This window comes from Streptomyces inhibens (assembly GCF_003389455.1).
In the GTDB taxonomy this organism is placed as follows: domain Bacteria; phylum Actinomycetota; class Actinomycetes; order Streptomycetales; family Streptomycetaceae; genus Streptomyces; species Streptomyces inhibens.
This window is the reverse complement of sequence record NZ_QUAC01000187.1, coordinates 1-12,776: the sequence shown is the minus strand read 5'-3', so window position 1 is coordinate 12,776 and position 12,776 is coordinate 1. Positions and strand designations below refer to the sequence as shown.

9 protein-coding genes are annotated in these 12,776 nt (G+C 71.9%); 6 read left to right on the top strand and 3 right to left on the bottom strand.

Features of this window, described 5'->3' with window-relative positions; genetic code table 11:
• Nucleotides 1–685 (bottom strand): hypothetical protein (locus DY245_RS23525; protein ID WP_128509224.1); only part of this gene is annotated, 685 nt, incomplete at its 3' end.
• A 266-nt stretch (nucleotides 686–951) separates the two neighbouring features.
• Here DY245_RS23525 and DY245_RS23520 point away from each other — a divergent pair.
• From DY245_RS23520 to DY245_RS23510, 3 genes are all read left to right on the top strand, one after another.
• A complete protein-coding gene (locus DY245_RS23520) occupies nucleotides 952–1,761 on the top strand; it encodes a S1 family peptidase (RefSeq protein ID WP_128509223.1) in 810 nt (269 codons plus the stop codon).
• A 324-nt stretch (nucleotides 1,762–2,085) separates the two neighbouring features.
• Entirely contained in the window at nucleotides 2,086–2,268 is a 183-nt protein-coding gene (locus tag DY245_RS23515; protein WP_128509222.1) for a hypothetical protein, read from the top strand.
• Nucleotides 2,269–2,414: 146 nt separating this feature from the next.
• A complete protein-coding gene (locus tag DY245_RS23510; RefSeq protein WP_128509221.1) occupies nucleotides 2,415–5,495 on the top strand; it encodes an endo-alpha-N-acetylgalactosaminidase family protein in 3,081 nt (1,026 codons plus the stop codon).
• 39 nt (nucleotides 5,496–5,534) lie between these two features.
• Here the strand turns inward: DY245_RS23510 and DY245_RS23505 are convergent, their stop codons facing one another.
• Nucleotides 5,535–7,346, bottom strand: a complete 1,812-nt coding sequence (locus DY245_RS23505; RefSeq protein ID WP_128509220.1) for a beta-galactosidase — start codon at nucleotides 7,344–7,346, stop codon at nucleotides 5,535–5,537.
• 155 nt (nucleotides 7,347–7,501) lie between these two features.
• Between DY245_RS23505 and DY245_RS23500 the strand changes: the two genes are divergently transcribed.
• Entirely contained in the window at nucleotides 7,502–8,389 is an 888-nt protein-coding gene (locus DY245_RS23500; RefSeq protein ID WP_128509219.1) for a helix-turn-helix domain-containing protein, read from the top strand.
• Nucleotides 8,390–8,994: 605 nt separating this feature from the next.
• On the opposite strand, the gene DY245_RS44610 is transcribed toward DY245_RS23500, so the two are convergent.
• Nucleotides 8,995–9,162, bottom strand: a complete 168-nt coding sequence (locus tag DY245_RS44610) for a hypothetical protein (protein ID WP_181923831.1) — start codon at nucleotides 9,160–9,162, stop codon at nucleotides 8,995–8,997.
• A gap of 105 nt (nucleotides 9,163–9,267) precedes the next feature.
• On the opposite strand from DY245_RS44610, the gene pepN reads away from it, so the two are divergent.
• Both pepN and DY245_RS23490 read left to right on the top strand, forming a co-directional pair.
• Complete coding sequence (gene pepN, locus DY245_RS23495; protein ID WP_128509218.1) at nucleotides 9,268–11,892, top strand: aminopeptidase N; 2,625 nt, start codon at nucleotides 9,268–9,270, stop codon at nucleotides 11,890–11,892.
• A 196-nt stretch (nucleotides 11,893–12,088) separates the two neighbouring features.
• A partial coding sequence (locus tag DY245_RS23490; protein WP_244943212.1) for a pyridoxal-dependent decarboxylase occupies nucleotides 12,089–12,776 on the top strand: 688 nt, incomplete at its 3' end.

Here is a 12,776-nt window from a genome sequence, read left to right as displayed (position 1 = left end):
GGGCGGCCCAGCCCGCGGCGGCGAGCGGCGGCCGGCGCGCGTCCTGGCGGGCCCGCGCCACCCCCGCCGTATACGCGTCGTACGCCTGCGGGCTGGTGAACCACGGCCCCGGGTCCTCGCCGAAGAACTCCGCCCGCTTGGCGAGGACATAGCCGAACTCCTCCGGCGTCAGATAGCCGAGCTTCTGCGAGAACGGGCCGTGCTCGCGATAGGCGTCCAGCAGCAGCCAGCCCGCGCCGAGATAGGTGGTGGCGGTGTCGGTGAGGATCTCGTTGTCGCGGGTGCCGGGGAACGACAGATCCAGACGGTGCAGATAGACATGCATCACCTCATGGGCCAGCGCGGCGCCGATGTCCTTGCGGTGCTTCCTGAAGCGGTCGTTGAGATCGATGAAGTACTCGGGACCCGCGGTGAGTTCGACGTTCGCCGCATGTTCCATCTCGCGGAAGGTGACCACCATCCGCGCGTCCGGCAGATGCAGCTGCCGGACCAGGGCGCGGGCGATCCGCTGGGCGCCCAGATGCAGGTCCTCGGTGTCGTCGAAGGCCACATCGACCGGCAGCACGCTGGTGGAGAAGGTGCTCACGGTGTCGTACGACAGGCGTTTGAACAGGGCCGTGACGGCCGAACGCACCGTGTCGATATGGGGATATCCGTGCTTGATCTCGCTGCCACCCGTGGTCACCCGGCCACTGTACGGGTGTCCGGGAACGTCCGGTATGGGCCGTACGGGGCGTGGGTAGTAAGGGAGTTGGCCGGATGCGCACCCTTGTCACTCTGATCGCCCACTCCACATAATCACAGGGCGCTTTACGGACTCATCCCCCACTGGGTCCGGACGCCTTACGGCGTGCTGTCGTCCTCCACGCTCATATTTGCGACGGCCACGTCCGGCTCCGGTGTTGGCATGGGCTCGTCATCGACGTGCAACCCCCCACGAAAGGAAGCCCGTTGCGCAGCTACCGGAAGTACCTCAAAAGAAGCACTGCCGTAGGCGCGATCGCGCTGGCCGCCTTCAGCCTCCAGCCCGGCTCGGCCTCCGCCGCCCCCGCACCGGACCCGTCCGGCTCCGTCCACACCAAGGTCGTCGGCGGCACCAAGGCCGACCAGGGTGAATTCCCCTTCATGGTCCGGCTGTCGATGGGCTGTGGCGGCGCGCTGTACGCCAAGGACATCGTGCTCACCGCGGCGCACTGCGTCGACGGCAGCGGCGACAACACCTCCATCACCGCCACCGCGGGCGTGGTCGACCTGGAGGACTCCGCCGCCGTCAAGGTCAACTCCACCAAGGTCCTGCAGGCCCCCGGCTACAACGGCAAGGGCAAGGACTGGGCGCTGATCAAGCTCGCCAAGCCGATAGACCAGCCCACCCTGAAGATCGCCGAGGACGACAAGCTCAACAACGGCGACTTCACCATCGCCGGCTGGGGCGCCGACAAGGAAGGCGGCGACCAGCAGCGCTACCTCCTCAAGGCGACCGTGCCGTTCGTCGACGACGCCGCCTGCCAGAAGGCTTACGGCGACCAGCTGACGCCCGGCGACGAGATCTGCGCCGGCAAGCTGGACACCGGCGGTATCGACACCTGCCAGGGCGACTCCGGCGGCCCGATGTTCCGCAAGGACGACGCCGGCCAGTGGCTCCAGGTCGGCATCGTCTCCTGGGGCGAGGGCTGCGCACGGCCCGGCAAGCCCGGTGTCTACAGCGAGGTGAGCGCCTTCGCTGCGAACATCAAGAAGGCCGCGGGCGAACTCGGCGGCTGATCGCACCACGCATGTACACGAAGGGCCCGGGGAGCCGTTGCTTCCCGGGCCCTTTGGGTTCTTCGGCCGCTGACCTCCGCCGGGTCCTCGGCCGCTGACCTCCGCCGGGCCCTCGGCCGCTGACCTCTGCCGGGCCCTCGGCCCCGGACCTTGGTGCGGGTCTTTGGTCCCGGTCTTTGGTCCCGGTCTTTGGACCCCCGCCTCCCGGACGTTGGTCCGTCCCCGCCGGGGACCAATCTCACCTTCTCGACCGGGTCTTGTGCCGTCGGCGATGACCGTACGGCCTCTGGGCGGACCCCCTGGCGGCTCCCTAACGTGAACGACATGTCCACCGAGCCCCGCCCCCGGCCCCCGGCGCGCGACTGCGACCACCGCGTCACGGTCATCGCCGCCCTGCTCCTCGCCGCCTGCGCCGCCGCCCTCGCCTATGTCCTGCTGGGCGGCCATCACGGCCCCGTCGAATGCGAGTCGGACGCGGGCGCCCCCTCGCGCGCGGTCCCGGCCTGACGCCGGCCGCCCGCACCGGAACCCGTACCGCTCCCGGCTCCACATCTGTCCAACACCTGCCCCTCCTTTGTCCATAGGCGCACGCCCCGCACCGGCAGCACGCTGTCGGCCGACAGGCAGTGCAGGTACGAAGGAGGACAGCGCGCGTGAACGAACAGACAGGCGCCCCGCGCGGGCCCAGCCGCAGAAAGGTCGTCACCGCCACCGCGCTCGCCGGGGTCGCCGGCGCCCTCCCGCTCGGCGCACACCCCGCCGCGGCCGCACCGCGCGCCGGCGAGGCGGTACTGCGGTCCGATGCGCTGGAGGTCCGCGTCGACACCGCCTTCCCGCGCATCGTCTCCTACACCGACCGCGGCACCGGCGCCGTCCTGCACGGCCAGGAGACCCCGGTCGCCCAGGTCCTCATCGACGGCACCGCCCGCACCCCGCAGGTCACCCACTGCACCCGCGCCGACCGTGCCACCTACACCCTCCGCTTCGACGGCGGCACCGAGCTCACCGTCGAGATCGCCGTCCGGAACTGGCAGGTCACCTGGCGGGTCACCGGCATCACCGACACCCCGTCGCTGCGCATCGGCACCCTGGACATCCCCGGCCTCGCGCTGCTCAGCGTCCGCAGCGACCAGCCCGGCGCCGCGCTGCTGGCCGCCCGGATCGAACTCGACAAGGCCAAGAGCGGCGACACCCTGGTGCAGGTCACCGCCGACACGCCCGCCGAGGCCGCACCCACCGGATGCGCCTACGCCGTCGTCGCCACCGACCGGCTGGCCGCCGCCGTCGAGACCAACACCGTCCACGACAAGCCCTCCGGCGCCACCACCTGGGAGAACGGCCGGCTGTGGCGGCAGACCGTCAAGGGCGACGGCTTCGTCAAGGCACAGCTGGTCTGCGGGCAGTGGACGTACCGGGCCGCCGGGCAGCCGGTGGACGCCACCGATCCGCTGCCGTACGCGACCGTCATCGTCACCCGCGACCGCAACGGCGACGGCACCGTCGACTGGCAGGACGCCGCGATCGCGCTGCGCGACATCATGGTGGTGCCGCTGGGCGCCGACGAACAGCATCTGCGGGTCGTCCCGCACATCCCGTTCAACTTCGCCAGCCAGGCCACCAACCCGTTCCTCGCCACCCTCGACAACGTCAAGCGGATCGCGCTGGCCACCGACGGGCTGCGGCAGTTCACCCTTCTCAAGGGCTACCAGTCCGAGGGCCATGACTCCGCGCACCCCGACTACGGCGGCAACTACAACGGGCGGGCCGGCGGACTCGCCGACCTCAACGCCCTCGTACGCGCCGGCAAGAAGTGGAACAGCGACTTCGCGGTGCATGTCAACGCCACCGAGTCCTACCCCGTCGCCCACGCCTTCTCCGAGCGGCTCGTCGACAAGGACGACAAGCAATGGGACTGGCTCGACCAGTCCTACCGCATCGACCCCCGCCGCGACCTGGTCTCCGGCGACATCGCCCGGCGCTTCGCCCAACTGCGCAAGGAGACCGACCCGGCCCTGACCACCCTCTACATCGACGTCTTCCGCGAGTCCGGCTGGAACTCCGACCGGCTGCAGCGCCATCTGCGCGACCAGGGTTGGCAGGTCACCACCGAATGGGGCCACGGGCTGGAGCGCTCCGCCCTCTGGTCGCACTGGGCCAATGAGACCGACTACGGCCCCGACACCTCCCGCGGCATCAACTCCCGGCTGATCCGCTTCGTCCGCAACCACCACAAGGACGTCTTCGCCGACAAGTGGCCCACGCTGCTGGGCAGCGGCCGGATGGGCAACTTCGAGGGCTGGGTCGGCAAGACCGACTGGCACGCCTTCCACACGATCATCTGGACCGACGCCCTGCCCGCCAAATACCTCCAGGCGTACCCGATCAAGACCTGGGGCGCGCACGAGATCACCTTCGAGGGCCCCACCAAGACCTCCGTCAGCGACGCAGGCGGCACCCGCAAGATCACCACCGATGGGCGCCCGGTCTACGACGGCGGCACCTATCTGCTCCCCTGGGAGCCCCGCCGGGCCACCGACCCCGACAAGCTCTACCACTACAACCCCCGTGGCGGCACCACCAGTTGGACACTGCCCCGCGGCTGGTCGGACGCCACCACGGTCTACGCCTACCGGCTCACCGACCAGGGCCGTACCCAGGAAACCCGGGTCCCGGTCAGCGGCGGCAAGATCACCCTCACCGCCCGGGCCGGCGTGGCCTACGTCGTCCACCGGCGCAAGGCCCCCGCCCAGGGCGGACCCGGCTGGGGCGAGGGCACGCCCCTGACCGACCCCGGCTTCCACTCCGGCACCCTGGACGGCTGGCAGGTCACCGGCCCGGCCGCCGTCAAGCTCTCCGAACTCGGCGACTACGAGCTGGTCATCGGCGCGGGCGGCGCCGCCACCGTCGCCCAGAAACTCACCCGGCTCACCCCCGGCACCTACGCCGCCTCCGTGCAGATCGAGGTCGGCGCCAAGGCCGGCGAGCGGCGGCGGGCCGCCCTGGAGATCCGTACCGCCGACGGCGTCACCGCCGCCAACTGGACCGACACCTCCACCGCCGGCAACTACGTCGCCGCCGACCGCAAATCCCGCACCCGCTTCCAGCGGCTGTTCACCCACTTCACCGTCCCCCAGGGCGGCGGCCCGGTCGCCCTCGCCCTGACCGCGGCGGCGGGCCGGGCCTGCGTGCGGTTCGACAACGTCCGCGTCGTGCCCGCCGAGCCCACCGCCAAGAAGGGCGCACTGGCCTACGAGGACTTCGAGAACGTGCCCCAGGGCTGGGGCGTCTTCGTCAAGGGCGACGCGGGCGATATCACCGACCCCCGCACCCATATCGCCCAGCGGCACGCCCCGTTCACCCAGCGCGGCTGGAACGGCAAGGCGATCGACGATGTCATCGACGGCGGCCAGTCGCTCAAATCGCGCGGCGAGAACACCGGTCTGGTCTACCGGACGGTCCCGCACACCGTCCGCTTCACCCCCGGCCACCGCTACCGGATCACCTTCCGCTACGAGAACGAGAAGGCCGGCCAGTACGCCTGGATCACCGCGGTCGACGACCCCACCGCCCGCGAACTGACCCGCAGCCCCCTCCCGGTCGCCACCCAACCCACCACCTGGGCCTACGAGTTCACCGCACCGGACCGCGGCGAGGCATGGGTCGGACTGCGCAAGGTGGGCGACGACGGGACGGCGGAGTTCGTCCTCGACACCTTCGAGGTGCGCGAGGTGTGACGCGCCGTGGGGGCGGGCCGGCCCGCCCCCACGGATCCCTCAGCGCACCGCCGCGCAGGGATACAGACCGGGCGCCCCCGCCCCTTCCCCCACCAGGGCCGGGGCGCCCTCCAACTCCCACACCAGCAGCTCGTTGTCCCCCTCACGCAGCACCGGACCGGGCACATACAGGGTGCGCTGCGGCCCCACGGCCCAATAGCGCCCCAGACAGAACCCGTTGATCCAGACAAAACCACGCGTCCAGCCCGGCAACGCAAGATCGGCATCACCGGGCCGCCCGGCCACCGTCAGCGTCCCCCGGTACAGCCCCGCGGCTCCTTCCGCTCCCGCAGCCGCCCGGAACGCCACCTTCGCCACCGCCTCGGCATCCTCCATCGCGTCCAGCCGCAGCCCCCGCGACCGTACGCCGTGCAGAAACTGCCGCTCATGCAGCAGCCCGCCCACGATCCCCTTGGACTCGGCGAGCCGCGGCCCGTAGTTGACCCGCCCCAGCGACTCCACCCACAACTCCACCGACGCCGGCCCCGCCACCTCCCCGATCACCGCGTCCTCGGTGTCCACCACGGCCGTACGCACCCCGTCCACCCACACCACCGCCCGGTCCCGCAGCCCGCGCACCCGCAGCGGATACCGGCCCCGCGGCCCCGGCACCTCCACCCGGTAGCGGACCACCCCCCGGTCCACACCCAGCTCCTCGAACGTCGCCGGACCGCCCCCCTCGACCTCCGCACCGCCCAGCGCCGCCATCACCTCCCCGGCCGGCGCCCACTCCCCGACCACCGCACGCACCGGCGCCGACAGCACCCGCGGCGGCTCCGGCACCTCGGGCAGCGGCCCGTCCGCCCACTCGGCGAGCACCTCCCTGAACCGCCAGAACTTCTCCGTCGGACGCCCGCGTTCATCGACCGGCGCCCCGTAGTCGTACGAGGTGACCGTCGCCCGCAGCGCCTCGTCCTGCAGCTCACCCGCGCGATTGGCCCCCGCCCGGCCACCGAAACTGGTGCCGCCGTGCGCCATATAGATGTTCACCGACGCACCGCACTCCAGAATCTCCCGCAGCGCCGCCGCCGCGTCCTCCGGAGCCCGCGGCGCCTGCGCCTGCCCCCAGTGCGCGAACCATCCGCACCAGAACTCCATACACATCAGCGGACCGTCCGCCTGATGACGGCGCAACGTCGCGAACGCCTCCCGGGCCCCCGACCCGAAGTTGGCGGTGGCCAGCACCCCCGGAATCGAACCACCGCTCAGCATGTGGTCCTCCGGCCCGTCCGAGGTGCACAGCGGCACCCGGATCCCCCGCTCACGCAGTCGCTCCACGATCCACGCCAGATACCGCGCATCGCTGCCGTACGAGCCGTATTCGTTCTCCGCCTGCACCATGATCACCGGCCCGCCGCCCGGGCCGCCGGGCCCTGCTGCCGCTGTGCACTGCCGCGCCACGACCTGCGGCAGCAGCCGCTCGAACCACGCGTCCACGGCCCGCAGATACACCGCGTCCCACGTCCGCACCCGCCGGCCCAGCGGCCCCGTCAGCCACTCCGGCAGCCCGCCGTTCTCCCACTCCGCGCAGATGTACGGCCCCGGGCGGACGATCGCCCACAGCCCCGCCGCCTGCACCGCGTCCAAAAATCGCCCCAGCTGCTCCGGATCCTTGAACTCGCCGGGCCGCGGCTCGTGCAGATTCCACGGCACATACGTCTCCACGCAGTTCAGGCCCATCGCGCGGAGCATCGCCAGCCGGTGGCCCCACTGCGCCTCGTGCACCCGGAAGTAGTGCAACGCCCCGGACAGCAGCCGCAACGGCCGCCCGTCCAGAGCGAAGTCCCGCTCGCCCACCACGAACTGCGCCACGATTCCCGCCCTCGCTCGTCTTCTGTGCGCCACCGGCCGGGCGCTCATGGTCATCGATCACCCTCGCCCTCTGGCGGTGTGACGGTCCATGGACAAAGATCGGCGTTGTTTGGACGGAGCGGACGGAGCGGCACGGAGCGACGGGAGGCCCGGGCGTGTACCACACCTGGATGCGGTACTTCACTCCGAGCCCGGCCCACCACCGGCTCGGCCTGGTGTGCCTGGGCGTCGGACTGCAGCACGGCGCACTGCCCACGGTCGGCCCGCGCACCCTCGACCACCATGTCGCCATCGTCATCAGCGCAGGCCGCGGCTGGTTCACCGCCCCCGACGGGCGGCGCCGGACGGTGACCGCGCCCGCCCTGCTGTGGATCGTGCCGGGCGTGCCGCACCACTACGGGGCCGATCCGGAGACCGGCTGGGACGAGAGCTTCGTCGACTTCACGGGGCCGGCCGCCGCCACGTACACCGAACTGGGCTACATCGAGCCGGACCGCCCGCTGGTACCGCTCGCCGACACCGGGCCGGCGCGGGCGGCCGTAGGGCGGATCGCGCGGGCCGCCCGGCGCGGCAACCCCCTCCTGGAGGTGGAGACCTCCGCCGCGGTCCACGAACTCCTCGTCGCACTGCGCCGCGCCCGTGCCGACACCGACGCCGACGGCGACCCCGTCCTCCAGGCCCTGGCCCGGGACGCGTTCCTGCCGCTGTCGGTCGCCGAGCATGCGGCCCGGCACGGTATGACGCCCGCGGAACTGCGTACCGCGGTACGGCGTGGGGCGGGCTGCAGCCCCAAGGACTATCTGCTGGGGATCCGACTGGGCCGGGCCAAGGAGCTCCTGGTAGGCACCGAACTCCCGGTCGCGGCGGTGGCCCGCCGGGTCGGCTACGACGACCCGGCCTACTTCAGCCGCCTCTTCACCCGACGCGTCGGCACCGCCCCGGTCCGCTTCCGCGACCGCCAGGTCCGCAACGTTCCCGGCGGCTGGTCGACACAAATCCCGGACCCGGATGATCCGCCGTTGGTTAGCGGGTGGGGTGGGTGAGGGGTGGTTGTGGCTGGGGGTGGGTTCGCTGTGGCNGGATGATCCGCCGTTGGTTAGCGGGTGGGGTGGGTGAGGGGTGGTTGTGGCTGGGGGTGGGTTCGCTGTGGCTTGTTTGTGGCTGGGCCGGGTTCGCTGTCGCTTGGTGGGTGGGGGGCCGGAGGGGACACCCGGTAACCCGTCCTCGGCGCGGGCGTCGCGGCTACGTGGGATTGATTGCCCCGGCGTTTGCTCCAGGTCCTGCGGGCGGGTCACCGGGCATCCCCTCCGGCCTCCGCGCGTGGGCGTCCGTCCCGCCGTACCGATGGCCGTTACGAACTGACACGGCTCGGGTCTCGCCGTACGTGTCGGCGCAGGGGCTTGTGGTCTGTGTTCTGTGACGGGTGGTGCCGCCGGGCTGCAGACGGGACAACACGTAGGCCGGAGGGGACGTACCGGGACCCGCCCGCAGGACCAGGAGCAAACGCCGGGGCGCCGATATCTGGGACCCGAGACGCCCGCGCCGAGGACGGGTGCCGGTGCGGCCCCTCCGGCCCCCGCGGCACCCAGCGGACCCCGCGAAGCGCCAGCCCCCACCGACCCAGGCGGCACACACAAACCACCCCACCTCAGGGCGAAACCTCCTCCAACCACCGCCCCGCCGTCTCCTCGCAGAACGTGGCGGCCACCAACGCCCCGAGCAACGCCACCACGCCCAGCATCGCGAAGACCCCGGTCAGCCCGGTGCTCCCGGCGTAGACCGCGCCGACCACCAGTGGCCCGAGAACCACGCCCACGCGATTGAGGGCGCCGACGACGAGCGTCCGGCGGCGGCGTCCGGCGGCTCCTCGGAGGTCAAACCCCCGTGCACAGGCCACCGACCGTACGGCAGCATGACACCCATGCCCGAACTGCAGCGCGACGAGGCGCAGACCCGAGCCCGACTCATCGACGTCCACCGCTACGACATCGAACTCGACCTCACCCAGGGTGAGGACAGCTTCGCCTCCCGTACGGTCATCCACTTCACCGCACGAGCCGACGGCGACACCTTCGTCGAGCTCAAGCCCGTCGAGCTGCACTCCGCCACCCTCGACGGCCGCCCCCTGGACCCCGCGGCCCTCGACGGCAACCGCCTCCCGCTCACCGGCCTCACCCCCGGCGACCACGAACTGCGCCTCCACGCCACCATGCGCTACTCCCGCACCGGCGAAGGCATGCACCGCTTCACCGACCCCGCCGACGGCGAGAGCTACGTCTACACCCAGCTGTTCATGGAGGACGTCCAGCGCGTCTTCGCCGCCTTCGACCAGCCCGACCTCAAGGCCGTCTTCGCCCTCACCGTCACCGCCCCCACCACCTGGACCGTCCTCGGCAACGGCATCGCCACCCAAGGCGACCCCGGCCACTGGACCCTCGCCCCCACCCCCCTGATCTCCACCTACCTCGTCGCCGTCGCCGCCGGCCCCTGGCACTCCGTACGCACCGAACACGCCGGACTGCCCTTCGGCATCCACTGCCGCCGCTCCCTGGCCCCGCACCTCGACACCGACGCCGAGGAAATCCTCGACATCACCCGCCGCTGCTTCGACCGCTACCACCAACTCTTCGAGGAGCCCTACCCCTTCGACTCCTACGACCAGGCATTCGTCCCCGAATTCAACGCCGGCGCCATGGAAAACCCCGGCCTGGTCACCTTCCGCGACGAATTCATCTACCGCTCCGCCGTCACGGACACCGAACGCCAGACCCGCGGCATGGTCATCTCCCACGAAATGGCCCATATGTGGTTCGGCGACCTGGTCACCCTGAAGTGGTGGGACGACATCTGGCTGAACGAGTCCTTCGCCGAATACATGGGCTACCAGGTCCTCGCCGAAGCCACCCGCTTCACCGAGACCTGGACCGACTTCGCCATCGCCCGCAAGGGCTGGGGCTACGACGCCGACCAGCGCCCCTCCACCCACCCCGTCGCCCCCACCCCCGAAGACGTCCCCGACACCGCCTCCGCCCTCCTCAACTTCGACGGCATCTCCTACGCCAAGGGCGCCTCCGCACTGCGCCAACTCGTCGCCTGGATGGGCGAGAAGGACTTCCTCGCCGGCATCAACGACCACTTCGCCCGGCACCGCTTCGGCAACGCCACCCTCGCCGACTTCATCGACTCCCTCGCCCGCGCCACCGACCGCGACGTCCACGCCTGGGCCGAGCGCTGGCTGCGGACGACCGGGGTCGACACCCTCACGCCCGAAGTCACCCACGACGGCGCCCACTGGCACGTGAACATCCACCACCAAGGCAGCCCCCCGCTCTTCGCGGAGAAGGCCGACCACGCCGCAGCGCCGGACAGGACCGACGGCAGCCGCCCGCACCGCATCGCCGTCGGCCTCTACGACCACGCCCCGGACGACCCGAAACGCCTGGTACTGCGAGACCGCCTCACCACCGATATCCCGGCCACCGGCGACTGCGCCCTCAGCTCCGCCGGCCCCCGCCCCGCCCTGCTCCTCCTCAACGACCAGGACCTCACCTACGCCAAGGTCCGCCTCGATACGGCCTCCTGGGACACCGCCCTCGCCGCACTGTCCGGCCTCCCCGACCCGCTCACCCGCGCCGTCGTATGGAACGCCGCCCGCGACATGGTCCGCGACGGCGAGCTCGCACCCACCGCCTACCTCGACGCCGCCCGCGCCCACCTCCCGTACGAAACCGACCTCGCCATCGTCCAGGGCGTCCTCGCCTTCGCCCGCACCCAGATCGCCGACCGCTACCTCCCTTCCCCCAAGCTCTCGACTCCGGTCGAGCAGGGAGGTACCCCCATCGACCGCCACACCGCCCTGGCCACCCTCACCGCCCTCAGCCGCGACATCCTGCGCCGCACCGAAGGCCCCGAACACGGCACCACGGCAGGACTCCGGCTCACCGCCGTACGCGCCTTCATCGACAGCGCCACCACCCCCGAAGGCCTCCAGGACTGGCTCGACGACGGCAGCGTCCCCGGCGGCCCCCACCTCGACCCCGAACTGCGCTGGCGCATCCTCGGCCGGCTCGCCACCCTCGGCGCCGCCACCCCCGAAGCCATCGACGCCGAACTCGCCCGCGACCCCAGCGCCACCGGCCGCGAAGGCGCCGCCCGCTGCCACGCGGCCCTCCCCGACCCGGCCGCCAAACAGGCCGCCTGGGACGCCCTGTTCACCACCGACGACACCGCGGCGCTGTCCAACTACCTCTTCACCGCCACCGCCACCGGCTTCTGGTCACCCGAACAGCACGATCTGCTCCGCCCCTACGTCAGCCGCTACTTCACCGACGCCCCGGCCCTCGCCGCCGCCCGCGGCCCCGCCCTCGCCGAAGCCGCCGGCCGCTATGCCTTCCCCGCCACCTTCGTCGAGGACGACACCCTCCGCCTCGGCGAAACCTGCCTCACCGACGGCGACCCCACCCCCGCCCTGCGCCGCAAGCTCATCGACCAGCTCGACGATCTGCGGCGGGCGGTCGCGATACGCGCGGCGGCCGACGGCGCGTAGCGCCGGACCCGGCACAACGGGTGCCGCCGGACCGGCAGCCGGCGGCACCCGAACACCTGCGGTACACCCGTACCACTTACGGGTGGTACGACCACGACCAGTGGATACGCACCGTACAGGGAAAGTAACTTAGGGCCGCCTAAGATTCGTCCGTAAGGGACAAAGGCCCCAACTCCCCTGACAGAAGAGCACATTGATGTCTGTGCCCCCTGCCGGCACCGCCCTCGCAGGCGGCACCAACGGCCCCCGCGCACTCCGCCCCCTCCTCGACACCGTCCTCGACGCCCTCACCACCGGCGCCGAGGACCGCGCCGGCCCCCTGCCACCAGGCGGACCCGACACCGTCGCCCGCGCCGTACGCGACGCCTGCCACCCCCTGCTCCCCGAGCACGGCACCGGCCCGCACGCCGCCCTGCGCACCCTCGTCCACACCCTCGCAGCCGGCGCCGCCGACCCCGCCGACCCCCACTGCGCCGCCCACCTGCACTGCCCGCCACTGGCCCTCGCCACCGCCGCGGACCTCGCCGCGAGCGCCCTCAACCCCTCGATGGACTCCTGGGACCAGGCCCCCGCCGCCTCCGCACTGGAGACCCTGGCCGGCCACGCACTCGCCGCCCTCGTCTATCCCCGGGCCGTCCGGCCCGACGCCCTGATCACCACCGGCGGCACCGAATCCAACCAGCTCGCCCTCCTCCTCGCCCGCGAAGCCGCCCCCCACGGCTCCGCCACCGACCCCCACCGGCCCACCCGCCCCCTCCAGATCATCTGCGGCGCCAACGCCCACCACTCCATCCACCGCTCCGCCTGGCTCCTCGGCCTCCCCGCACCCCTCACCCTCCCCACCCCCGACGGCATCCTCACCCCCGACACCGTCCACACCTGCC